The organism is Syntrophotalea acetylenivorans (assembly GCF_001887775.1).
Classification (GTDB): Bacteria; Desulfobacterota; Desulfuromonadia; order Desulfuromonadales; family Syntrophotaleaceae; genus Syntrophotalea_A; species Syntrophotalea_A acetylenivorans.
The window spans coordinates 1901453-1925973 of sequence record NZ_CP015519.1; the positions used below are offsets into that span (position 1 = coordinate 1901453).

Consider the following 24521-nt stretch of genomic DNA (forward strand, 5'->3'; position numbering starts at 1 on the left):
AGCCCTTTCTGAATCAGCGATTGAAATCACTGCTTTATTCTAAACGCAGTCCTCTTGGCTCCAAGTTCTTGAAAATACTTTTCCCTTTAACGCCAAAGCTCATCTTGCGGAACTTCTCCCAGTCCGATAATATTTAACTACCTGACTCCATTACTTTCCTCGCGGCGCCACAGGAGCCTCCCTTTCCATGGAAATCGTCCTGGTTCTGCTGATTCTGCTGATGGCTGTGGTTCTGTTTGCCAGCGAATGGCTGCCGATAGACCTGACCAGCCTGCTGATTCTACTGGCTCTGGCAACAACCGGACTGGTGTCGGTGGAAGAAGCATTTTCCGGTTTCAGCAACCCTGCTGTTATTACCGTAGCGGCGATGTTTATTATCAGTGCCGGCATCTCCCATACCGGTGCCATGAGTCGGGTCGGCGAACGCATGATCCGCCTGGCCTCTGACAGCGAATCGCGGCTGGTCGCCGTCATCATGGCCACGGTTGCCCTCTTTTCCGCCTTCATCAACAACATCGGCGCTACTGCGGTACTCATGCCGGTTGTCACCGGCATCGCCCGTAAACTCAACACCAGCCCTTCCAAGCTGTTGATGCCTCTCGCCTTCGGCTCTCTTCTCGGGGGCGTCTGCACACTGATCGGTACTCCACCGAATATCCTTATGAACGCCCTGTTGCAACAGTACAGCGGCGAATCCTTTGCCATGTTCGATTTCGCCCCCATCGGCCTGGTAATTGCCGTAAGCGGCATTCTGTATATGGTTTTAGTCGGCCGCAAACTTTTGCCCGTACGCAAGGCCGGCAAGTTAACCGAAGAATATCAGGTTAAGGAATACATCACCGAGGTTGAGATCCTGGCTAAATCGCCCATCATAGGCCAGACCATTGCCCGCAGTCGCCTGACCCAGGATTTCAACCTGAAAATTCGGGCCATTATTCGCGGTCAGCAAAAAATTCCGCAACCGCACGGCAACAGCAAACTGCGAGAGGGAGATGTGCTGTTTCTGGAAGGGAACCCGGAAGGGATTCTGAAGGTGATGAAAGCCAAAGGGCTGGAGTTGATACCGGAGCGGGACAATCCGCCACCGAAGAAGGACACGGAAGAGATGGTCGTGGTCGAAGCGTCACTGACCACCAATAGCGATCTGGTCGGACGCACCCTGAGCCAGGTTAGTTTTCACGAAAGTCACGGTCTTAACGTCCTGGCACTGTGGCGCCAAGGCGCACCAGTGGTTCGGCAAGTCGACAGGGTCATTCTCAAGTTTGGGGATGTTTTGCTGCTGCAAGGGCCCCTCAAGAGGGTTTTGCATCTCGGACGGGGTCACGGCTTTCTGCTGCTGGGCGGCGTGCCACCGGTTCCCTACAGGCCGCGAAGGGCGCCTCTGGCTCTGTTTATTTTAGTGATGGTCATTCTCCTGGCTGCCTTCGGTGGCCTGCCAATCATGCTCGCCGCCAGCCTCGGCGCGGCCTTCATGGTCTTGGCGCGCTGTCTGACCGTGCAGGAAGCCTACGAAAGTGTCGACTGGCGCATTATCCTGCTGATCGCCGGCACCCTGCCCCTCGGGCTGGCCATGGAAAACAGCGGCGCCGCCCAACTGATCTCCGAGCAAGTGCTCAGAGTGGTCGGCCCCTTTGGCCCGTGGGTGGTGCTGGCCGCCTTCTTTTTACTTACATCCATGCTGACCGAGCTTATGAGTCATGCGGCGACAGCAGTTCTCATCGCACCGATCGCCTACCATGCCGCCCTGGAGCTGGGAGTCGATCCCAAACCTTTCTTCATGGCCGTCGCCATCGCTGCTTCCTCCTGCTTCATGACCCCTGTCAGCCACCAATCCAACGCTCTGGTAATGGGACCGGGCGGCTACCGTTTCTTCGACTACACCCGGGTCGGTGCTCCCCTCAATCTGCTGATCTGGATATTCGGCTCTCTGCTGATCCCCCTATTGTTTCCATTCTGAATAAACCGCAACGACGATTCTGGCCCCCAACAACTCATTCCGCACCAGGATTCATCCACCGCTACCAGCATTTAAAGGCAACCAGCGTTGGAGCAAATTCTGAAAATGGCTGGCGGTACGATTTTTAACCCTCTCCATATCAAGAGAGCGAGCTCCCACCAACATCAGGGAGACCATGGCGCAATCGACAATTCCACAGGGATTGATTCGCTTGAATCCTTCTAGATCATTGCAAACGTTCAGGGCAAATCCATGCATGGTAATCCAGCGCCGGGCACCGGCACCGATGGAGGCGAGCTTGCCCTTTTCGGTCCAGATTCCTGTCGCCCCTTCCCGACGCCATGCAACAACATTGAAATCGGCCGCCACTTGGATCAACACTTCTTCGAGGAAACGTAGGTAGTGGTGTAGGTCACGCCGCCGACGGTTCAAATCAATGATGGGATAACCAACCAACTGCCCCGGACAGTGAAACGTCACATCCCCACCACGGTTGACGGCTATCGTCTCCACCTTCGGATCCAGAACGTTGTGCAGGTTTCCGCTTCGCCCAACGGTATAAACGGGGGGATGTTCAAGCAACAGCAGCGTCTCCGGTGCTCGGCCGGCATACACTTCGACAGCTAATCGTTCTTGCAGTGCGTAAGACTCAGCATATGCCAGAGAACCAAGATTTTTAACTTCCAAAGATATTCTCCTTGAACCAAGCACCTACCCCTGAGCAATCTCCGACAATCCTGTCTGACCACCCTATAAACTCTCGGCATAACCAGGCAAAGCATCGTACCAGTCACGGTCTTGGCGAGCATATGTCAGAGCCTCATCCACTTCGTTCTTTAACCGCTGGCGGTCTTTGGGATAGCTACCTGCCAACTGAAGTAAATTGGAAACGTGGTTGGAACGTAAAATAGTTCGTTCGGGTCGCAGATGCCCGAGCATTTCGCGAATTTCCTCCAACATCTCGCCCTGGGTAAGGGGAACAATACCGCGTAGGAAATCATCGTTATGGCGACTGAAGAGAGTCAACAGGGAGAAATATTCGGGCGACAACTCCGTCACCCAGCGGGCTGTCGCCTGAGCATGTTGACGACTGCGTTGCTTCCCGGCGAGACCAAGAATGGCTGTCACGGAAAGTTTGAGCCCGGCCTGACGGGCCTTGCGGCATTGACCCAACATTGCCTGCGCGGTGTAGCCCTTGTTAACCGCCTCCAGGGTAATGGGATCACCGCTTTCAAGGCCGAAATAGAGCAGGCGCAACTTGTGGTCCCGCAATTGCGCCAGATCTTCTGAGCTTTTTCCTGCCAGACTTTGGGGGGAGGCATAACAAGACACCCTGGTGAGTTGCGGGAAGGCTTCGCCCAGGGCAAGAAGTATCTCGGTGAGCCCGGCAACAGGATAAATCAGGGCATCGCCGTCCGCGAGAAAGACTCGTCGAATGCTGGCTCGATGCGCAGCAGGCACAAGGTTGATCTCCCGTACAACCTCTTCCACCGGGCGCAACTGAAAGCGTTTGTTCTTATACATGCCGCAAAAGGTACAACGGTTATGAGAACAACCAATGGTAGCCTGAAAAATCAGACTATTGGCCTCGCTTGGCGGCCGGAAAACTGGCTCATGGTAATGAAAATAAATCATTCTTTAGATCAATCCGATTCACCGGCATCCAGCCGACGCAGATATTCCCGCGCCATACGCGCGGTTTCTGCGGTAGTAGCGGTATCGATAGAGGCAAGAAAATACTGGCGGGCGCTGAGCTGACCCCGCGGCTGGTGAAGCATGGCTTGACCCGCCCCCAGATAAGCATGATCGATCTGCATGCTTGCAGGACGTTCGGCAACAAAGCGCCGAAAGACTTCCAGAGCCTGTTCGTAATGTTTCTGAGCCAGCAAATAATCTCCGATGGCCAAGACCGCTTCCGGTGCTACGGCCAGGCGCTCTGCCTGGCTGTCAAGCCCCAGATAGAGGTGAGCAGCCCGACCATAATGACCGGCCTGCAATTCCTCAAAAAGGATAGACGCCGGGTCCTGTTTCACTGCTCCCCCAGCGAAGGATGGGCGAGAGGGCGGTCCTGAATCAACAGTGTCTCCCTGCCGAATCGCCTGCACTCCCTGCCATCGGTTGAAGCCCCAAGCCATAGCCAAACCGAACACAAAACCACCGATATGGGCTCCATGGGCCACCCCCGAAGCGCGGCCGCCGTTGATCAAAAAGGGAATCAGATTGTCCAGCACCAGATAGAAACCGAGCACCAGGCGGGCGGGAAGATAAAAGGTGTTCATCAATAGGGGGAACAGAAAGACGAAGGTTTTGACCTGGTTGCGGGGAAACCAGAGGAAGTAACAGCCGAGTACGCCGGATATGGCGCCCGAGGCACCGACCAGGGGAATCTGCGAATCGGGTACAAAGAGTGCAAAAAACAGTGTAGCCGCCGCCCCGGCCGCCAGATAACCGAGCAGGTAGCGAACCCGGCCGAGGCGTTGTTCGACGTTATCGCCAAAAATCCACAAAAACAGCATGTTGCCGGCCAGATGCATCCAGCCGCCGTGTAAAAACATCGAACTGAACAGAGTCAGCAGGCTCGCCGAACCGGGCCGAAAACCGTAACGAAATACCACCAGGTCGTAGGCAGAAACCTGTTGCAACACCTGTTCGGCGGAGACATAACCCCGGGCCCCCATGGCCTGCAGATAATCGAGCAGCAAAGGATCGTTCAGGTCCGGACGACTGAAGCTGAGGGGCAGGGTCAAAAATAGAAACACACCGATGTTGATCGCAATCAACAGGTTGTTGATGTAGGGGATGCCAGGAGGGTTGGGGGTATCTCCGTAAGGCAAAAACATGGCGGCTCCTTAACGGGCATGATATAAGTAGTTCTTGTTCGAAAACCTGCCTAGTGTTCATCCGGAGGTTCTGGAAAAACACAAAATGCTGCGATTACCCACCGCAGCCCGGCTTTAATGGTATCACATAGTCTGCTGAAAAGCAGTCCGTTCTCAACCTGCCACATCGACCGCTCATCCGGAGGTTTTTTTGAGCCTGCTATATGCCCTTGATCTGATCGGCACTGCTGCCTTTGCCGCTTCCGGCGCCTGGGCCGGCATTCGTCGCGATATGGACCTGTTTGGCGTAATGGTTTTGGGACTGGTCACCGCCATTGGCGGAGGAACCCTGCGCGACCTGCTGCTGGGCGACACTCCCCCCTTTTGTCTGCAGGATGAAATCTACCTCTACATCGCTATCGGCGTATCTCTGGCAACATTTTTTCTGCATCGCCGCATGGATCTGCTGCGCCACCCGTTGCTCTATTTCGACGCCGTAGGCCTCGGCACCTTTGTCGTCATCGGTACCGAGAAGGCTTTACAATTTGAAACCGGTGCCCTTAGTTCCGTACTGCTAGGAGTGATGACCGCTACCGCCGGCGGCATGATCCGGGACATGCTGGCCAATCAGGTGCCGCTGATTTTGCGCAAAGAGGTCTATGCGTCGGCCTGCCTGGCCGGAGGAGTGCTACTGGTGGCACTGCATCACATCGCAGCACCGCGGCCCGTCGCTTTGCTGTGTTCTGCCGGGCTGGTCATACTGGTGCGGCTACTGGCGATCCGTTTCGATTGGGCTTTGCCCAAGGCTGGGAGCAGGTAATTATTTTGTAGGGAAGGATGGGTCGTGCATCGGGTACTTCTATTGGGATCGCAGAAAACCTACCGGGTCGGCAAGATCCTCTGCGTCACCCGCAACTACCGGGCTCACGCCGCGGAGCTGAACAATGAGCCGCCCGAACAGCCGGTGTTTTTTCTCAAACCGTCCAGCAGCATCATCGGTCAGGGCGAAACAGCGGTAATCCCCCCCTGCAGTCAAAATTGCCAACACGAGGTGGAACTGGCCGTACTGATTGGCAAGTGGGGAAAGAACATTCCTCCGGAAACAGCCATAAGCCATGTTGCCGGCTATGGCATCGCCATCGACCTGACTCTGCGGGACCTGCAGCAGGATCTCAAAGCTAAGGGACTGCCCTGGAGCATGGCCAAGGGCTTCGATACCAGCTGCCCCCTGACCGACTTCCTGCCGGCCTCACAGGTTCCCGACCCTCAGGCCTTGGACCTTTCTCTGTACGTCAACGATGAACTACGCCAGCAGGGCAACAGTTCTGAGATGATCCATTCCATCCCGAACCTGATCAGCGCCGCCTCGGCCCTCTTTAGTCTCGAAGAAGGTGATATCCTGCTAACCGGCACCCCGGCCGGAGTCGGTCGTTTGATCAGCGGCGACCTACTGAAAGCACAAATCTCCCAAATCGGCACTCTGACCATCAATATTCGCTAGGAGTCTGTTTCGCCCCTAACCCGATTAATCCTGCCCCTCCCTTGCCTGCCGGGCACAATTAGCCAGATGATGCGCCAGACGAGTCGGTTCCGGTAAACGGTACCGACCGCCGCATTGCAGGGACAATTGAACGGCGCTTTGGACACTGATCTTATGACCGGGAGATATGTAGAGGGGCTTGACGCCACTACGGGTGGTCAATACCGCACCGATTTCATCTCCGTCAAGGAGCAACGGCACACGATCGCCGCGCTGACCGCCAACAATCCCGTGCTCGCCGCATAAACGGCTCTTGGCGCAACCGACGGTGGGTAGATCGAGCCACAGACCTAGATGGCTGGCCAGCCCTAATCGCCGGGGGTGGGCGATGCCCTGGCCATCGACCAGCACCGCATCGGGGATCTGCTGCAGGCAGCGAAAGGCCTCGAGGACTACCGGCAGTTCCCGAAAGGATAGCAGACCGGGCACATAGGGAAAGGTCGTCCGCCGACAGGCAGTCACTTGCTCAACGACCGTCAGGTCGGGCAGACACAACACCACGACTGCGGCGAAGAACAGCTCACCATGGCGTTGATAAGAAACATCGACCCCAGCCACCGTTTTCAGCAAAGGCGGCAGATCCTCTTGCAGACTGATTTGGCCTGCCAGCCTCTTCTGCAGGGCGATGGCCTCCCGGCTGGACAGGTCCCAACCATGGAGCTCGCTGAAATGCACAGCTTCCCCCTTTAACCTTTAAGACACGCCTCTAAAACCCCGACCAAACAGATTAAATCATGCACCACGAAGAACACAGAGGACACGAAGAAAACCTGTAAATCTTCATCCCTGAATAAATTAGCTCCCCTTCGTGCTCTTCGTGGCCTTCGTCGTAATCATCGTGTTTCCCATTGTCTTAGTCTGAGCGAAAGACAATGCCCAACGGATTATAGCTTGCAACGCAAAGCCTTGGTGCCACAGGCGAACAAAATCTCCACCTTGTTCGGCTTGAACAGTGCCTTGACCACCCCCACACCGAACACCGGATGATCGACCAGATCATTGAGCTTAAAGGAACGTTCCATATTGTAAGGAACAGTCAAACCGGGGTCGGCCTGACCGGCCGTTTCCTGCCACTCCTCCTGCAACGCTTCCCGAAGACGGTCCGCCGCATTGCGCCTGGGTGCTTTCGGCCCCTTTGGCGCGGCCGTGGTGGCTGTTTTTGCAGCTTTTACCTTCCTGGGCGGCCGATAATTATGATCGCCGCCGCAGGTATTACAGCGCACACGAGCCGGTTTTTCTTCAACCATGGCGATAATAGTGTGATTGGTAATTTCCTTGCAGCGGGTGCAGCGAGCGTCAATATGATCTCCGGCTTGTTTCTCTGTATTAACCATAGTTCCTCTTTGTGCAAATGAAAAGCCACAGGAAATGATTTTCCTGCGGCAGCGAATTGTGTTGCTGCGACACCGTGAAACAGCGATAGAAAAGCCCCCGGGAATCCCCGGGGGCCTGGGTGTCTCAGTAGCGTTGGTTTCGACTATTTTTCCAGTAAAGCAGCGTGGGCTGCCGCCAATCGGGCAATGGGCACCCGGTAGGGGGAACAGGAAACGTAGTCGAGTCCGTTGTCGTGGCAGAAGATGACACTGTTGGGTTCACCTCCATGTTCGCCGCAGATACCGAGCTTGATACCCGGCCGGGCCTGGCGACCTTTTTCGCAGCCGATCTTGACCAGCTGACCTACACCTTCCTGATCGAGGACCACAAAGGGATCTTCGGCCAGCACTTCGCGATTAACGTAGAAAGGCAGGAATTTGCCGGCATCGTCGCGAGACAAACCGAAAGTGGTCTGAGTCAGGTCGTTGGTGCCAAAGGAGAAGAATTCGGCCTCGCCGGCAATTTCATCGGCGGTCAAGGCGGCACGGGGCAGCTCGATCATGGTGCCGATCAGATACTCGACCTGAATACCGTAGCGGTTGATCACTTCTTCGACAACGCGCACAGCATTGGCCCGTAGAACTTTGAGCTCGTTGACGTGGCCAACCAGCGGAATCATGATCTCCGGTACGATCTCATACCCCTCATTCTTGACCAACTCGCAAGCCGCTTCCATGATGGCCTGAACCTGCATGTCGTAGATCTCGGGGAAAGTCATGCCCAGGCGGCAACCGCGATGACCGAGCATGGGATTGAATTCGTGGAGGAATTCGGCCTTCTGCTTGAGGAGCTGAGGCTGAACCTGCATTACAGCAGCCAACTCATCGATATCCTTGTCCGTATGAGGCAGGAATTCGTGCAGAGGCGGATCGAGCAGGCGGATGGTGACCGGCAGACCCTTCATCTCACGGAACAGACCGAGGAAATCGCCCTTCTGCATGGGCAGGATCTTGGCCAAGGCCCCCTTGCGGCCTTCGACATCTTCGGACAAAATCATTTCCCGCACGGCCATGATACGGTCATGCTCAAAGAACATGTGCTCGGTACGGCAGAGGCCGATGCCTTCGGCGCCGAATTGACGGGCGACCTGGGCATCCAGAGGCGTATCGGCGTTGGTACGCACCTTGAGACGACGGAACTTGTCGACCCAGCTCATGAGCAGACCGAAATCGCCGGTCAGCTCCGGTTGTACGGTAGGCACCGAACCCTTCATAACCTCGCCGGTAGAACCGTCGAGGGTAACGATGTCGCCTTTTTTGAAGACTTCACCGCTGTTGGTTACAAACTGCTGAGCGGCATAGTCGACTTTGATACCGCCACAACCGGCCACACAGCACTTGCCCATGCCGCGGGCAACTACCGCCGCATGAGAGGTCATACCGCCGCGAGCGGTAAGGATCCCTTCGGCGGCGTGCATGCCGTGAATGTCTTCGGGGCTGGTCTCGATACGCACCAGGATTACCTTCAGGCCGAGCTTTTTGGCCTCTTCGGCATCTTCGGCCGAGAAGACGATTTCGCCTCCGGCAGCGCCGGGAGAAGCCGGCAAACCGGTCGCGATGACATCTTTAACCGCCTTGGGATCGAGAGAGGGATGCAGCAACTGGTCGAGCTGACCGGGAGCAACGCGAAGCACCGCCTCTTTTTCGTCGATCAGGCCTTCCTGAACCATGTCTACAGCAATTTTGATAGCCGCCTTGGCGGTACGCTTGCCGCCACGGGTCTGCAACATGTAAAGTTTGTTTTTCTCGATGGTAAATTCGATGTCCTGCATATCCCGGTAGTGCTTTTCCAGGGTCTGCTGAATATCCATCAACTGCTGGTAGCAGTCGGGCATCACCTCTTCCAGGGACGGCAAAGATCCGTCGCCGCCGGCCTTATTGATAGGCTGCGGGGTACGAATCCCTGCCACCACGTCCTCGCCCTGCGCATTGAGCAGGAATTCACCGAAGAAATGGTTGTCGCCAGTCGAGGGGTTTCGGGTGAAGGCCACGCCGGTAGCGCAGCTGTTGCCCATATTGCCGAAGACCATGGCCTGCACATTGACCGCGGTGCCCCACTCGGCGGGGATGCTGTTAAGCTTGCGGTAGGTAATGGCCCGCGGATTCATCCAAGAACCGAACACGGCATTAATAGCCCCCCACAATTGCTCCTTGGGATCGGTGGGGAACGCACGACCGAGGGTTTCCTTGATTTTATTTTTGAACAGTTCAACCAACTGCTTGAGGTCGTCGGCGGTCAGGTCGGTGTCGAGTTCGACATCGCGTACTTCCTTCATGTGTTCCAGAAGATGTTCCAGTACCGAACCGCTCATCCCCATAACGACATTACTGTACATCTGGATAAAGCGCCGATAAGAGTCGTAGGCGAAGCGAGCGTCACCGCTCTGCTCAATAAGACCCTGTACCGTATCGTCGTTGAGACCGAGATTCAGAACGGTATCCATCATGCCGGGCATGGAGACCCGACCGCCGGAGCGAACGGATAGCAACAGCGGGTTTGCGCTGTCGCCGAACTTCTTATCCATGGCCTTTTCAAGCTGCGTCAGATTCGCTTCAACTTCCGCTTCCAGGCCTTCGGGATAGCACCGATCATTTTTGTAAAACTCGGTGCAAAGCTCGGTCGTCAAGGTGAATCCGGCAGGCACCGGCAAGCCGATAGCGGTCATTTCCGCCAGGTTGGCCCCTTTTCCCCCGAGCAAATTTTTCATCTCCGCAGTGCCCTCAGTTACGCCGGCACCAAAGAAGTAAACATATTTGACCGCCATGAACCTGTCCTCCTGAATATGGGTTAGTCGAGTCTGTTTCCCGACAAAATCTACATTATTATTGGGTCGTTAATCGGCAAGTTTGGAAAAATCGGCCACCTGTTCAAGCAACCGGGCAACTGCCGTCAGCAGCGCCAGACGGTTGGTCTTGACCCGTTCATCGTCGGCCATGACCATGACCCCGTCAAAGAAGGCGTCGACCGGCGCCCGCAGTGCGGCTACGGCCTGCAGGACATCACCATACTCGCCCTTAGCCACCAGTTGCCGGCACTCTTCGGTCGTCTGCTGCACGGCCTCGAAGAGGCCTGTTTCACAATCTGCCTCGAAAAGCGAGGGATCGATCGCAGCATCCACGCCGCCCTTGATTATATTACCAACCCGCTTGAAAGCAACCACCAACTGCTGATAATCATCACGGCTGCGGAAAGCGGCCAGTGCCTCAACGCGGGCCAGAGCTTCACCTGGCTCGTCGAAGGCGATACTGAACACCGCATCGACCACGTCCTGCGGGTGACCCTGGGCCACCAACTGGTGGAAGAAACGCTGACGGATAAAGGTTTCAACATCGGCAGCAACCTCCTCCGCCGGCCGATTCAGCTTGGACTCCAACAAGGCGACGCTTCGTTGGATCAAAGCCGGCAAGGAAAGGTGATAACCCCGCTCCAGCACGATATTCAAAATCCCGAGCGCGCTGCGTCGCAAGGCGTAGGGATCAGCGGTACCGGTGGGTATCAGACCGACTCCGAAACAACCGCAAATGGTATCGATTTTGTCGGCAATGGAGACAAAGGCCCCAACGCTATCCGAGGGCAGTTCGCCACCAGCCTGTATCGGCAGGTAATGTTCGTGAATGGCCAGGGCAATCCGCTCGTCTTCCCCTTCCAGACGGGCGTATTCTCGCCCCATGACCCCTTGCAGCTCAGGAAATTCGTAAACCATGCCCGTTTCCAGATCGCACTTGGCGAGCAAGGCCGCCCGCTCGGTCAGGGCGACAGCCGCTTCATCGAACTGTTTGGCAAGGTCTGCCGCCAACTCTTTAAAGCGCATGACCTTTTCGTAGCTGGTGCCGAGTTTGGCCTGATAAACAACATTTTTCAGAGCATCGAGACGGCTCTCCAGGGAGACCTTGCGGTCTTCGTCCCAGAAAAACATGGCATCGGCCAGACGGGCGCGTAACACCCGCTCATTCCCCCGGCTCACCACCGCCGGATCCTCGACTTTGGTATTGGAAACGGTAATAAAACGCGGTAGCAAAGCCCCATCTTCATCGACCAGAGTGAAGTAGCGCTGGTGTTCGCGCATGGTGGTAATCAGCAACTCGCGGGGCAAAGCCAGGTAGCGCTCTTCAAAAGACCCGGTTACGGCCAGTGGATATTCGACCAGGTAAGTGACTTCGTCAAGCAGCGCCGAATCGGGGTTAAGACGGCCGCCGGCCTGCTGAGCAGCCTGTTCTACACCTTCGGCGATCATGGCACGACGTTTAACGGGATCGGCAATAACAAATTGAGCTTCCGCCGCCGCCAGATATTGCTCGACGTTTTGTACCTCGAAAGCTTCGGGTGCCATGAATCGATGCCCCCGGGAGATCTTACCGCTTTCAAGGTTGCCATAACTGAAAGGCACTACCGCCCCGTCGAACAGAGCAACGATCCAGTGCATAGGCCGGGCAAAACGAATATCGAGATCTTTCCAGCGCATCGACTTACGAAAAGACAGGCTGCCGATCAGGCGCGGCAAAATTTCAGGTAACAGTTCGGCGGTTGGCCGCCCTTCCACTACCTTGGAAAGATGCAGGTATTCGCCTTTATCCGTTTCGACCCGGGACAGGTCTGCGACTTCGACCCCGTTGCTACGGGCAAAACCGAGAGCCGCCTTGGTCGGATTGCCTTCGCTATCGAAAGCCACCTTGACCGACGGCCCGGCCACGTTGAGTTCCTGGCGTTCCTGATGCAGGGACACGCCGCTGACGGCAATAGCCAACCGGCGTGGGGTGGCAAAGGTGCGAAGATCCTCAAAAGCAATGCGGGCTTTCTCGAATTCCTTCGTCAACAGCCGTTTAAGGTCGGCCATGGCGACCGGCAAAAAACCGGCCGGAATCTCTTCGGAACCCAGCTCCAGGAACAGTTCAGCAGACATAGGGGATGCTCCGTCCTTCTTCTACTAAAAGAACAAACCACGGAAAGGTTTGATTCCGTGGTGCAATTAACAAAAAATCCGTCCCGCTACCCTTTAAGGAGCGGGAATCCCATCTTCTCCCGCAGGGCAACATACCCTTCGGCACAGAGACGGGACAGAGTACGAACCCGCCCGATGTAGTGGGCCCGCTCGGTAACCGAAATCACCCCGCGAGCATCGAGCAGATTAAAGGCATGGGATGCCTTGAGTACGAAGTCGTACGCAGGAAAAACCAGTTGTTTTTCTACCAGCCGGGAACATTCCTTTTCGTACATATCGAACGATTTGAACAACATCTCAGTGTCAGCCACCTCGAAATTGTAAGTCGAAAATTCAACTTCGGTCTGATGGTGGACGTCGCCGTACTTGATGCCCGGCGCCCATTCCAGATCGTATACATTATCGACTCCCTGCAGATACATGGCGATCCGCTCGCAGCCGTAGGTAATTTCCGATGACACCGGTTTCAGGTCGATACCGCCCACCTGTTGAAAGTAGGTAAACTGGGTAATCTCCATACCGTCCAACCAGACTTCCCAGCCGAGTCCCCAAGCACCGAGGGTCGGAGATTCCCAGTCGTCCTCGACAAAACGGATGTCGTGCTGGGACGGGCTGATACCGAAGCTTTTCAGGGAATCAAGATAGAGTTCCTGAATGTTCATGGGCGACGGTTTCATGATCACCTGAAACTGGTAATAGTGCTGCAACCGGTTGGGATTTTCACCGTAGCGACCGTCGGTAGGACGCCGCGAAGGCTCGACGTAAGCGACCTTCCAGGGCTCGGGACCGAGGACACGTAAAAAGGTGGCCGGATGGAAAGTACCGGCACCTTTTTCCAGGTCATAAGGCTGTTGAAGGATACACCCCTGGCCGGCCCAGTAATTTTGTAGGGAAAGAATGAGTTCTTGAAATGTCACAATGCCTCCAGGCTTTTGCCGCCGGCCGGAACGTAAGCGGCTCTTAGGCAGCGGGGTTATCAGGGGTGCAAAGGTAGCTTTTTTTACCGGCTCCTGTCAACCCAAATTGGCCCCTGAAAAGCTAGCGAATAGCCGCCACGCGGGCCTTGCCAACCAACATCTGTTCCATGAAGGACAGAGACTTGGGCGGTCGGCTCAAGTGCTGGCGAAGAGCATCGGCCAACACCTTGCCCCCCTCGGTTAAAGTCCGTTCGCTAAACCGGAACCCTTCAAACAGAGTCAGCGGCGATTGCAGAGAGCGGCCCAGGGTTCCGAAGGTCATAACCGAAACCTTCAGGGGAACCGATGGCGAAGCGCAGTCGAGACACAGACAGCCGCCAGCTTTTGCGGAAAAGGCGGCCTGATCTCCGTCAAGGGCAACATTGCAGGCGGCGCAATGCAGAAAATGAGGAGCATAGCCGGCCAGGGCCAGCAGCCGCAACTCAAACAGCAACCGAGCCTCCAGAGACAGTCCTTTCTTTGCCAGATGATCGAGAAAGGCTTGCAGCAGATGAAAAACCTCGGACTGTACCTGTTGCTCTCCAAACAATCCTTCTACCAGCTCGCAACCGTAGGAGGCCAGAGCCAGAGCCCCGATATCCTTGCGCAATCCGCTGCGCAGATCGATAAGTTCGGCCTCTTGCAAGAACACCATGTCGCTGCCGGCCTTATCGGTCCAATGCAAGCGAACCTGAGAAAAGGGTTCAAGGGCGGTACCGAACCGCTTGCGGCTCTTACGGGCGTTGCGGGCAAAACCTTTCAGCAAGCCCTGCTCCAGAGAAAAACAGGTGACAATACGATCTGCGTCTTTGTAATCGAGATGGTGGAGAATAATAGCTTCGGAATTCTGTTGCTGCATAAAACGACCTTCTTACTTTCTTTGTTGCCTGAACTTTCAAGGCGGGCCAGTCGTACGACCTTCACCGAACCGACTTAATGGAGATGGGAGATAAACAGCGTTGCGGTACCGAAATAGATCAGAATGCCGGTAATGTCGTTGGCCGTCTGTACAAAAGGACTCGATGCGATAGCCGGATCGATCCCGACTCGCTTGAAAAAGGTCGGAGCCAGGGCCCCCATGCTGGCCGCCACGGTCATGGCCGAAATCATCGCCAAACCGACGACCAGGCCCAGAAACGGGTTGCCATGCCATATTAAAGCCACCAGCCCGACGGTAATTCCGCAGACGGCACCCATGATAATGCCGACTCGAAGCTCCTTGAGAATAACCTGCCGCAAGGAGGATAAATCGATGCGCCCGGTGGCAAAGCCGCGCACTACAATGGTTGCCGATTGACCGCCAACGTTGCCGCCCATGCCGGTGATAACCGGGATGAAAGTAATCAGGGCAATCACCTCACTGAGAGTGGCTTTAAACTGCCACATCAGATAGCCGGTGATAACACCGCCGAACAGATTGGTAATCAGCCAAGGCAGCCGCAGCTGGGCGACCTTAAAAGATTTATAACCGTACAGCAACTCTTCTTCGCTGGCACCGGCCATCTTGTAAATATCTTCGGTGGCCTCCTCGCGCATGACATCGATAACGTCGTCAACGGTAATCAGGCCGACCAACTTGTTCCATTCATCGACTACCGGAATGGCAAGAATATTGTATTTGGCGACCAACTGCGCCACCTCTTCCTGGTCCTTATCGGTGCGCACATTGATCACATCGGTGACCATCACATCTTTGAGCTGAGTAGCCGGCGAGACGGTCAGCAACTGGCGCAAAGACATGACCCCAACCAGATGGCCATGGGCGTCGGTCACATAGACATAGAAAACCATCTCCACATCTTTGGCCTGCTGCAGATCAGCGATAGCCTGCTGCACGGTAGTTTCCTCGCGCAGGCTGAAGATTTCCGTGGACATGATGCCGCCGGCGGTATCTTCGGCATATTGCAGCAACTGCTCGATCTCTTCCGAATGCTCATCCTGCATGGTGGTGAGGATCTCTTCGGCGATCTCCTCGGGCAGGTTACGGATGATCTCGACGGCATCGTCGTAGGGCATCTCTTGCAGCACTTCGGTGATGGTTTCGCGACCGATCTGCTCCAACAAAAATGCTCCGGTGCTATGTTCCAGCTCCGAAAGCACACTGGCCGCCATTTCGGTATTTTCAATGAGATTGAACAGAATCTGCTGTTCTTTGGGTACCAGGTAAGAAAAAAGGTGGGCAATGTCCGCCGGGTGAGACTTGGCCAGCACTTTGCTCAGGTTGGGGTAGGCTCCGCGCCGGACCAGGCGCCGCACGGTATCAAGGAGCATTTGCAGTTTCTGGTCCATCTGTGACTCTCCTTGACAAGGGTAAGGGACTATAAACGCGTAACTTTAGCACCCACTGTACAATTCTGTCAACGGAGCAGATTTATAAAACAACATCGGCAGCGGTACAGAAAACGGACCGCTGCCGAAAGATTGTAGAAAACCTTCAGAGACCTATAAGCCCTGCGAATTTTTTTACTTACGCTGCCAAACGCCGCTAGCATCCTGCAAGTACCAGCCACGGCGGGCCTGCTGGCGCCAGGACTCGGCAAAGATAGCCTGTACCTCAGCGGCCTTGTCAGGAAAATCATTGGCACGGGCGATTTCTTGATAAAGCCGCAAACGATCGCTGTTTTCTTCGCCGACCAAGCGTTTAGCCTGGCCGCGGGAACGAAGATCCAGACCGGCTAGATCACGAATAGCCAGCAGGCCATCCGCATTGAGACCGACCTGCCCGCCTTGCAACAATGGCTGCAGCGCGGCTTTCCGCTGCTTCATCGCCTCTTTGATCGCACGAATCTCCGGAGTACTGACATTGATGTCCTGAGCGGCATAAACCGTTGTCGGACCCAGCAATCTCAACCAACTACCGACATCGGGAGCGGGCCTGGTTTCGGACGGCGGCTCGGCGGGCTGCCCATTGCGTTCGCCCCAGACCTCATTGACGATACGGTCAGCGGCGTTGCGCACCTCTTCCGCCGGAAAATAGATATTGATGGTAACGCAGGACAGCAGGGCACAGACAGCCGTTATGGAAAAGATCCAGCTGAGCTTCTTCATTGCGTTTCTCCCCTCGACTAGCAGATTAATCTGAACTTACCTAGTGTCCAGTGCGGGTAGTTGTATCAAATAATTCTGAGATATTTTTGGTCCTGCCAAGGCGTCGCCAATGCAGGCCTAGCCATGCGCTAAGTCAAATTGGCGCAACGCAGGCAGGGCCGAAAAGGGCCAGAATTGGAAGATAGAATTAACCGCACGGGGCACTTGTCACTATAAACCCGACTCCGGGCAAAATCAATCGGCCCGCTCGATACGTTGCAACCGTTTGAGCATCTCTGAAAAGGAGATGGTCGATGGCGGGGCGATGATATCTATCTTGGGCGGCAGGACACCACCGTAGACAAGGTAGCGGTCCGTATTCGGGAGAGCGGTGCCTCTCAGATGAAACACGTCCCGATTCAGGTCGCAGGCGATACCGATTTTACGATAGCGATAAAAATCGATAAAGCGATAGATTCCCCTTGATAAGGCTGCCGAAAGGCCGCCCTGACTCAAAATCGACAGATTGCTCAAAGCCTTGACACTGATGTTGCGGCGGCCTTCAAGACGGCTCTCGACAACCGCGGTAAATTTGGCCGGCGTGGTTCCGAACAGTCGCAGATCGCGAACATAACCGTCAACGATGCCATTCATGTCACCGAAGGAGAAAGCCCGGGTCAGCTGGTAGAGGTCGATGGCCTCGAAATCGAGAGCGGCAGTGAGTTGGGGATAGCTGAAATCGGAGATATCGAGGCCTATTTCAGCGATGCGAATGCGACCGCCCAAAGCATCGATACGTGCTTCCCCGGCAGAACTGAGGAGCCCCCCCTGGTAACGGATGCGGCCGAGATCGGCATCGAGTCGACCGGCCATGGACACCAATCCGAGATCGCTTGTCAACCGTTCCAGGTCGACGCCATCGATGGTGAAATGTCCGGTCAGCAACAAGTCTTCCTGATCAGTGCCAAGAAGCAAGTCGGCTACAGCTATACGGCCTTCAGCCACCTGCAACACTACAGGGACCTGAAATCTGAAGCCGTTGCGCTGCGAGACAAAGTGCAGCGGTGTCTCGGCCAATTGTGCCGGCCCCAGTTGCAGCCTCCTGAACCGCAACTCCCCGTTTCTCGGTAAAGAATCAGGCTCCGTCGAGCCCGCCCCAAAGGCGAAGCTGAAGGGCAGCCTGCCCCGCAAATCTTCCAGCAATAAATCAGCTGCGGGCAATTCCAGGGATACCTGGCGGGGCAGAATTTCGCCTTGCAACTGCCAGCCGCCACGGTTATGCACTGTGAAATCGGCCTGCAAACCACCGGAAAGTTTTGCTGCCACCAGGGTCGGTTGACTTTCAGCCAACAGACTCCGAAGCAAATCGGCAGCGGGACCGGCCAATTTTGGCAACAACAATCCCCCGGACAGATGAATTTCGTCGGAAGATATCAGACCGATGCCTTGCAGCGTGGCGATCTTTCCCAACCGAAGGCTCCATTGCTCGGCCTCCAGCCGTCGAGGGACAGAATGCCAGTCCAAGCGAACCTCCACGCGGGTCGGCAAGTGCGCCAACTCGGCATAGTATTGCCCCCAAAGCGCTTCGGCTACCGCAAGGTCTGCCTGCAGCACCGCCCGCAACGGTTGCCCGGCGCGGCCATTCAACTGCCCCCGGACGGCGATCCGGGCACCGGCAAAACCCGACAAACCATCCTCCGACAGCCATTCCAAATCCCGCAGCTCCAGAGCACCGAGCCGGGCCTGCCAGCGTTTGGCCTGCCAGTCGGCGGAGCCGTTCAGAACCACCCCTCCGGATATGTGTCCAGGCCCCTTCAGTTGTGCAGCAGCGTTCACTTTATTGAGACTCAGGCGCCCTTTCTGAAAACGCAGCCGGGTGCTGCCGCTGAGGCTAGCTATATCCAGATTTTCTCCGGCCAAGCGCCGACCCTTGAAACTAATTTGGCCGGTCACGAGCCCACCGGGACCGCCGTTAAGGTGCAATCGGCTTGAGCCGCTATCCAGAGACAAGCCAGCCCAGACCATTCGACGGCTGCCGAGACTGGCCGACATGACCCACTCGCCTGACATTCGGCGCTTCAATACTCCCTTTCCGGAAAACCCGTTCAGACCCTGCAAAGCCTCCGGCCGCAGACGCGGCCCGAGAAGCGGTCGCCAATGAGACCAGTTTGCAGGCAGTATTTGCAGTTCAAGACGCCCTAAACCGCCCTCGGCAATGAGCAGTTCGCGGTCCTTTATCTGCAATCGGGCTTGCCCCATAAATTCTTTACCGGCAGACCGAATATCGGCTCTCAACCGAAGAGGCGCCAGATCCATCAAGTATTTTTTATTCTGGCGAACTCCAGACCGGCCTTTCAGTTCGACCTGAACCCGCACATCTTTTTCCTGAGCGGAAAAATCGGCCTCCATGTTGAAACCACCGGCAATGCCCAGAGCCGGCCCACCGAGCAACTGGGTCTTGAGGCGCCCGGGTTCGGCAACGGGTAAGGACAATTGCCCCTGCAGCACTCCCGCACTCCAGTTAGCGGAAAGCTTGCCGGGATTGTCACCAGCGAGCAGAAAAGTCCCCTGCCCTTGCCAGCCGGCCTTTGCGGCGCCCAGCTTGAAATCAAGCTTACCAAACGGAAGAGTCAACCTGTCTTTTTGAATGAGGGCCGCAGCCAATCTCAGGGAGAACTGTGGCCCTTCCTGTTCGTTCAAGCGGAAAGAGAGTTCAGCATCCCGCAGGGAAAAGTCCCAATCGGCAGGCAGGATTGAAGGCAGCTGCAAGCCGGAACGGAGCCGCTCGTAAGAAGCCCGATCGAAGCGCGTCAAATGGATCCGACCGTTGCCTCCCACAAAACCTTCAGGGGGCACCGACAGGGACAAATCTTCGGCCAGCAGAGGGCGGCCGTCCCAACTGAAATCATGCAAATCCAGATGCAGGCCTTGCTGCCAGTCCGCACCACCGGCCAATTGCAAAGAAATGCCATCGTCTTCCCCCAACACCCCCTGTAACCGGAAGTTGTAAATGCCCTCCTTGCGCAAATCGATTTTCACCTGACGCAGGCTCAGCAACCGTTCGGCCAGGCGGTAGTCGATACGGCCGTTGCGCAACATGAGCCGGCCAATATTAAAAGGGGGATGAGCGGGAAAGCCATTGCCGGAAGGCGGTGAGGAGGTTGGCGCTTGCAGAAACAGAGTCGGAGATTCGATTTCGAGGGCGCTGAGGCGGCCCTGAAGCAAATCTTTCAGTCCCAGTTCGAGGCGCACCTGCGGCACCTCGACTCGATAATAATCGGGTCGCTGCACATGCAGTGTATCGACTTGCAATACACCTTTTTGCCAATTTAAGCGACCGATAGACACCTCGGCCGACAATCTCTCGGCAGCCAGAATGGCCAGGCGAGGACGCAGCAGATCATTGAGCAGGGGCTCGGAAAAAACGTAAAGCCCCGCCACCAACGCCACAAGCAATAGCGCCAGCGTACCCAGGAGATATCGACAGCGAAGCCATTTCATAGGCGAACCGGACCGACAGGCCCTTGCGCACCGACCCGTCAAGGACTTCTCAAGAAGAAAGCAAACCAGTCAAAGCGTTGTGAAGCGCTGATTCATCTAATTGTACAGTGTCCAAAGGGGTCTTGTTGTTGGATTGTTCGACATTTCCGGCCAAGAGACCCTTTTAGTGAGCTTCCCGCCAGTTGCGGCCGGTGCCCACATCCACCAGCAATGGAACCGACAGGCTTGCAGCACCTTCCATCTCTTTCCGCACCAGGGAACGCACTGCATCCAATTCTCCTTCGGGAACATCAAAAACCAGTTCGTCATGAACCTGCAGAACCATGCGGGTCTGGAGCTTCTCCTGCTGTAAACGACGAGAAATGGCGACCATGGCGATCTTGATGATATCGGCGGCGGTGCCTTGAATAGGATAGTTGATGGCATTACGCTCGGCATAGCCCCGCACCGCGCCGTTGCGGCTGTTTATTTCAGCCACCGAGCAACGACGGCCGAAAAGAGTGTTTACATACCCCTGTTGCCGACCTTCTTCCTTTTTCGCCTCCATGAACTCCAACACCTTGGGATAGCGGGCAAAGTAGCTGTCGATATATTCCTGTGCTTCTTTACGGCCGATCCCCAGGGACTTGGCCAGACCGAAAGCACTCATTCCGTAAAGGACACCGAAGTTGATGGTCTTGGCACTGCGGCGCATCTCCGGCGTGACCAGCTCAAGAAAGACACCGAAGATCTCGCTGGCGGTGCGGGTATGGATATCCTCGCCCTGGGCAAAAGACTCCTTGAGGGCCGGCTCATCGGCCATATGGGCCAGAATGCGCAACTCGACCTGCGAGTAGTCGGCGGCCAGCAACAGGTTGCCCTCCGCCGGCACGAAGGCCTCGCGAATCCTCCGTCCCTCTTCGGTGCGGATCGGAATATTCTGCAGGTTCGGCTCACTGGAAGAAAGCCGGCCGGTAGCCGTCACGGCCTGGTTGAAGGAGGTATGAATGCGCCCGGTATCGGGATGGACCAACCTGGGCAAGGCATCGCAGTAGGTACTCTTGAGTTTGGCCAGGGAGCGATACTCGAGGATACGGGCGGCGATATCGTGCTCCTCCGCCAGCTTGGTCAATACTTCCACGTCCGTCGACCAACCGGTTTTGGTCTTTTTACCCCGGGGCAGATCGAGCCGTTCGAAGAGTACCTCGCCAAGCTGTTTAGGCGAAGCGACATTGAAGGGCCCACCGGCTATGCGGTGAATTTCTTCTTCCAGGGTCCGCATTTTGCCTTCCATCTCCTTGGACAGATTGTTGAGGAATTCACTGTCGATGCGAATGCCGGCCCATTCCATATCGGCCAGTACCGCCAGCAGCGGCATTTCGATTTCGTCAAAAAGCTGCTGCTGCCCGGACTCAACCAACTGTGGCGCCAGCTTCTGCTGCAAACGCAAGGTGATATCAGCATCTTCGGTGGCGTAGGTCAGAGCTTTTTCAATCTCGACTTCCTCAAAGCCAATGCGATTACGGCCACTGCCGCAGACCTCGCTGTAGCTGATGGTCCGATAGCCAAGCAGGTCGCCGGCCAGATTATCCAGAGAATGGGACTTGGCCGCCGGATTGGCCAGGTAGGAAGCCAGCATGGTGTCGAAGCTCAAACCGGCCACTTCGAGCCCGGCCCGGCGCAACACCAGCAAATCGTATTTACCGTTCTGAGCCACCTTGACCCGCTTTTCATCTCCCAACAGCGGCTGCAACCTGTCCAAGACCATCTGACAATCGAGCTGCTCAGGGGCGCCGAGGTAACGATGTCCGACAGGGACATACCAACCCTGTTCCGCTTCGATGGCAAAGGACAGACCGACCAGGTCGGCCCGCAGGGGATCGAGAGAGGTGGTTTCCGTATCGAAGGCCACCATTTCGGCTTTCTGCAACGCCGCAAGCATGTCGTTCAGCTCGGCCTCGGTCAACACCAGGCGATAACCTTCGCCACTGGCGCGCTGGTCGCTGGAAAACTCCTGCAGCAACTTATGGAATTCCAGCTCCTTGAACAAGCCGGTTAGCTTCTCCCGGTTTGGCTCGCTGATCATCAGCTGTTCATAGTCGATTTCCAGGTTCAAATCGTCGACCAGGGTGACCAGCTGTTTCGACAACAGGGCCTGCTCACCGAACTGGCGTAGATTCTCCTGGCGTTTCTTGCCCGAGACCTGGTCGATGTTGTCCAACAGATTCTCCACCGAGCCGAAATCCTGGATCAACTGGCGAGCAGTCTTCTCGCCGATACCCGGCACCCCCGGCACGTTGTCGGAACTGTCACCGGCCAGGGCCTGCACCTCGACCACCTTGTCCGGTGTGCCGCCGAAACGCTCGGCGACCTCCTCCAGACCAACCACCTGATCCTTCATGGTATCGAGCAGCCGAATCCGTTCGTCGACAATCTGCATCAGGTCTTTGTCGCCGGTGACAACCGTCACGGCCATCCCCTCGGCCGCGAAACGCCGGGCCAGAGTAGCGATAATGTCATCCGCCTCGTATCCGGCCAGTTCCAGGGCCGGCATATTAAATGCCTGCACCAACTCCTTGATCAGAGGAATCTGCGGCCGCAAGTCCTCGGGCATGGCGGATCGATTGGCCTTGTATTCGGGATAAATCTCTTTACGAAAGGTCGGACCCTTGGCGTCGAAGATGACGGCCAGATGATCGGGCTGTTCCTCCCGTACCACTTTAAGCAGCATATTGGTAAAGCCAAGAACGGCATTGGTCGCCAACCCTTTGGAATTGGACAACTGACGTATAGCGTAATAAGCCCGATAGATATAAGAAGAGCCGTCGATGAGATAAAGGCGCTGAGCCTGGTCGGTCATGTATTCCTCCGGCAAATAATGAAGATACTGGCGCACATTATTCCACAGGCGCAGAAAAATACCAAGCAGCCACACGGCATACAATATTCAAGCTTTTACAACAAAGGGAAAAAGGCTCTTCAATCAGGCGGAAAATCTCTTTCGGCAGTTGCTAAATCTATTGAAGTGCTCGTAAGTCATGGTTTTATTTGCAAGTTAACCAGCAAAATGTTAAAGCTCATGGTTCACGTTCTGTAAATACCAATTAAAAGGGGTTTCATACCTGCACCAAGCAGAAAGCGACCCTATTGCCATTGATCGCTTACTGAAGGGGCCGACACATTGAATTACAGGGTTTTTTGTACCTTATTTCTATTTTCGTTGATGGGTTTGGGGCTCGGAGAAAGCAACTGCGAAGCACAAACGGTTTTTTTCCAGGGAGCTGAGCTGCAATTGGGCAGCGGCTATCGCAGCGCTGAGCTGGACTGGAACATTGCCCACCCCAGCGGCAGTCCCGATGTGCTCTCCGAGCTCGAATGGGATGAATTGGATATATTTCAGACCGAGGCCAAAGGCCAAACCTGGTTCGGTTCGGCAAAATGGCCCAAGCTCTCCCTTTACCTGAAGGGCTCGGCTGCCTACGGCTGGGTTGTCAACGGCGACAACCGGGACAGCGATTACGCCGGCAACAATCGTTCTTCAGAGTTCTCCCGTTCGGAAAACTGTGGCGACGGCGGGAACACCCTTGACCTGAGCATCGCCGCCGGCCCTCAGATCAAACTCTGGCAAGGCAAGCTCGCAATGGCCTTTCTGGTCGGCTGGTCTTACCACGAGCAAAACCTGGAAATCAGCGACGGCCAACAAACGTTGAGAGATGCAGGACTGGCGGCATCCATCGGCGCCAATCCTCCGCCGGCAGTTGGCCCCATCTCTGGTCTCGACAGCAGCTACGATACGAAATGGTGGGGTCCCTGGCTCGGCACCGACCTGACCTGGCAACTGAACGAGCGGGCGACCTTGGGTGGAGCCTTCGCCTGGCACTTCGCCGACTACGAAGCCAAAGCCGACTGGAATCTGCGGGACGACCTGGCCCATCCGGTCAGCTTTCGCCATTATGCCAACGGCCACGGTCTGACCCTGGGGCTGGGACTGGAATACCAGTTGAGCGACACCTGGCTGCTCGAACTCAGCTACGACTACCAGGATTGGCAGGCGGATGACGGAAACAGCTACAGTTATGCCGCCGGTGGTGGCCGCAGCAAGACCCGCCTCAACGAGGTAAACTGGCGCTCCCATTCGACACTGCTCAGCCTGGGCTATCAGTTTTGATGGTGTCGCAAAAAGTCCACTCTACGTCGTTACGGCGTTTTTTCAGGACCTCGACATACTAGATGTATGGCCTATTCCCCTGAAAAACACCAGGACTTGTAGAACGAATTTTAGCTTAGCCATCCATAGTAAGTTTTTGCGAATGCATAAACTAACCGCGCATTTGATATGTACCTGGACAAGAAGCTTATCCTTACGTATTAAAAATTCGGCTTTTTTCTTTTTTAGCCTTCAAGCCATTGATTTAGCAAGTATACTTGA

At 55.7% G+C, this 24521-nt stretch carries 18 protein-coding genes; 5 read left to right on the top strand and 13 right to left on the bottom strand.

The window, feature by feature from the left end; translation table 11 throughout:
- Positions 1-187: 187 nt before the first annotated feature.
- Positions 188-1957 (top strand): SLC13 family permease, encoded by a 1770-nt coding sequence (locus tag A7E78_RS08745; protein ID WP_072283857.1) that lies wholly within the window; start codon positions 188-190, stop codon positions 1955-1957.
- 51 nt (positions 1958-2008) lie between these two features.
- On the opposite strand, the gene lipB is transcribed toward A7E78_RS08745, so the two are convergent.
- The 3 genes from lipB to A7E78_RS08760 all read right to left on the bottom strand — a co-directional run bounded on the left by lipB (position 2009) and on the right by A7E78_RS08760 (position 4797).
- Positions 2009-2644, bottom strand: coding sequence for a lipoyl(octanoyl) transferase LipB (lipB, locus tag A7E78_RS08750; RefSeq protein ID WP_072283858.1), 636 nt, complete (start codon positions 2642-2644; stop codon positions 2009-2011).
- Between the two features lie 63 nt (positions 2645-2707).
- Positions 2708-3592, bottom strand: coding sequence for a radical SAM protein (locus A7E78_RS08755; RefSeq protein WP_072283859.1), 885 nt, complete (start codon positions 3590-3592; stop codon positions 2708-2710).
- 8 nt (positions 3593-3600) lie between these two features.
- Entirely contained in the window at positions 3601-4797 is a 1197-nt protein-coding gene (locus tag A7E78_RS08760; protein ID WP_072283860.1) for a rhomboid family intramembrane serine protease, read from the bottom strand.
- Between the two features lie 190 nt (positions 4798-4987).
- On the opposite strand from A7E78_RS08760, the gene A7E78_RS08765 reads away from it, so the two are divergent.
- Together A7E78_RS08765 and A7E78_RS08770 are read left to right on the top strand one after the other, a co-directional pair.
- A complete protein-coding gene (locus A7E78_RS08765) occupies positions 4988-5596 on the top strand; it encodes a trimeric intracellular cation channel family protein (RefSeq protein WP_072283861.1) in 609 nt (202 codons plus the stop codon).
- A 24-nt stretch (positions 5597-5620) separates the two neighbouring features.
- Entirely contained in the window at positions 5621-6277 is a 657-nt protein-coding gene (locus tag A7E78_RS08770; protein ID WP_072283862.1) for a fumarylacetoacetate hydrolase family protein, read from the top strand.
- 24 nt (positions 6278-6301) lie between these two features.
- Here the strand turns inward: A7E78_RS08770 and nfi are convergent, their stop codons facing one another.
- The 10 genes from nfi to polA form a co-directional block, all read right to left on the bottom strand.
- Positions 6302-6991: a deoxyribonuclease V gene (nfi, locus tag A7E78_RS08775; protein WP_072283863.1), complete on the bottom strand. Its 690-nt coding sequence runs from the start codon at positions 6989-6991 to the stop codon at positions 6302-6304.
- A gap of 209 nt (positions 6992-7200) precedes the next feature.
- Positions 7201-7650, bottom strand: a complete 450-nt coding sequence (locus tag A7E78_RS08780) for a hypothetical protein (protein ID WP_072283864.1) — start codon at positions 7648-7650, stop codon at positions 7201-7203.
- 143 nt (positions 7651-7793) lie between these two features.
- Positions 7794-10454: a pyruvate, phosphate dikinase gene (gene ppdK, locus A7E78_RS08785; protein WP_072283865.1), complete on the bottom strand. Its 2661-nt coding sequence runs from the start codon at positions 10452-10454 to the stop codon at positions 7794-7796.
- A 69-nt stretch (positions 10455-10523) separates the two neighbouring features.
- The gene (glyS, locus tag A7E78_RS08790) at positions 10524-12590 is read right to left on the bottom strand and encodes a glycine--tRNA ligase subunit beta (protein ID WP_072283866.1); all 2067 of its coding nucleotides are present in this window, start codon (positions 12588-12590) and stop codon (positions 10524-10526) included.
- 86 nt (positions 12591-12676) lie between these two features.
- Positions 12677-13546 (bottom strand): glycine--tRNA ligase subunit alpha, encoded by an 870-nt coding sequence (glyQ, locus tag A7E78_RS08795; RefSeq protein ID WP_072283867.1) that lies wholly within the window; start codon positions 13544-13546, stop codon positions 12677-12679.
- Between the two features lie 121 nt (positions 13547-13667).
- Entirely contained in the window at positions 13668-14444 is a 777-nt protein-coding gene (recO, locus tag A7E78_RS08800; RefSeq protein ID WP_072283868.1) for a DNA repair protein RecO, read from the bottom strand.
- A 74-nt stretch (positions 14445-14518) separates the two neighbouring features.
- Complete coding sequence (mgtE, locus tag A7E78_RS08805) at positions 14519-15874, bottom strand: magnesium transporter (RefSeq protein ID WP_072283869.1); 1356 nt, start codon at positions 15872-15874, stop codon at positions 14519-14521.
- Between the two features lie 174 nt (positions 15875-16048).
- A complete protein-coding gene (locus A7E78_RS08810) occupies positions 16049-16633 on the bottom strand; it encodes a YdbL family probable chaperone protein (RefSeq protein WP_072283870.1) in 585 nt (194 codons plus the stop codon).
- Between the two features lie 234 nt (positions 16634-16867).
- The gene (locus tag A7E78_RS08815) at positions 16868-20113 is read right to left on the bottom strand and encodes a translocation/assembly module TamB domain-containing protein (protein ID WP_072283871.1); all 3246 of its coding nucleotides are present in this window, start codon (positions 20111-20113) and stop codon (positions 16868-16870) included.
- 163 nt (positions 20114-20276) lie between these two features.
- Positions 20277-22952 (bottom strand): DNA polymerase I, encoded by a 2676-nt coding sequence (polA, locus tag A7E78_RS08820; protein ID WP_072285104.1) that lies wholly within the window; start codon positions 22950-22952, stop codon positions 20277-20279.
- 18 nt (positions 22953-22970) lie between these two features.
- Here polA and A7E78_RS14945 point away from each other — a divergent pair, with 18 nt between their 5' ends.
- Both A7E78_RS14945 and A7E78_RS08825 read left to right on the top strand, forming a co-directional pair.
- On the top strand, positions 22971-23189 hold the full coding sequence (locus A7E78_RS14945) for a hypothetical protein (RefSeq protein WP_145924871.1): 219 nt from the start codon (positions 22971-22973) through the stop codon (positions 23187-23189).
- An 84-nt stretch (positions 23190-23273) separates the two neighbouring features.
- Positions 23274-24260: a hypothetical protein gene (locus tag A7E78_RS08825; RefSeq protein WP_072283872.1), complete on the top strand. Its 987-nt coding sequence runs from the start codon at positions 23274-23276 to the stop codon at positions 24258-24260.
- The last annotated feature ends 261 nt before the right edge of the window (positions 24261-24521 follow it).

Bases quoted from the DNA above. Each gene is read 5' to 3' on its own strand.
- A7E78_RS08745 (WP_072283857.1), top strand. From the start codon at position 188: ATGGAAATCGTCCTGGTTCTGCTGATTCTGCTGATGGCTGTGGTTCTG.
- A7E78_RS08755 (WP_072283859.1), bottom strand. From the start codon at position 3,592: ATGATTTATTTTCATTACCATGAGCCAGTTTTCCGGCCGCCAAGCGAG.
- A7E78_RS08760 (WP_072283860.1), bottom strand. From the start codon at position 4,797: ATGTTTTTGCCTTACGGAGATACCCCCAACCCTCCTGGCATCCCCTAC.
- A7E78_RS08780 (WP_072283864.1), bottom strand. From the start codon at position 7,650: ATGGTTAATACAGAGAAACAAGCCGGAGATCATATTGACGCTCGCTGC.
- ppdK (WP_072283865.1), bottom strand. From the start codon at position 10,454: ATGGCGGTCAAATATGTTTACTTCTTTGGTGCCGGCGTAACTGAGGGC.
- glyS (WP_072283866.1), bottom strand. From the start codon at position 12,590: ATGTCTGCTGAACTGTTCCTGGAGCTGGGTTCCGAAGAGATTCCGGCC.
- recO (WP_072283868.1), bottom strand. From the start codon at position 14,444: ATGCAGCAACAGAATTCCGAAGCTATTATTCTCCACCATCTCGATTAC.
- mgtE (WP_072283869.1), bottom strand. From the start codon at position 15,874: ATGGACCAGAAACTGCAAATGCTCCTTGATACCGTGCGGCGCCTGGTC.
- A7E78_RS08810 (WP_072283870.1), bottom strand. From the start codon at position 16,633: ATGAAGAAGCTCAGCTGGATCTTTTCCATAACGGCTGTCTGTGCCCTG.
- A7E78_RS08815 (WP_072283871.1), bottom strand. From the start codon at position 20,113: ATGAAATGGCTTCGCTGTCGATATCTCCTGGGTACGCTGGCGCTATTG.
- polA (WP_072285104.1), bottom strand. From the start codon at position 22,952: ATGACCGACCAGGCTCAGCGCCTTTATCTCATCGACGGCTCTTCTTAT.
- A7E78_RS14945 (WP_145924871.1), top strand. From the start codon at position 22,971: ATGAAGATACTGGCGCACATTATTCCACAGGCGCAGAAAAATACCAAG.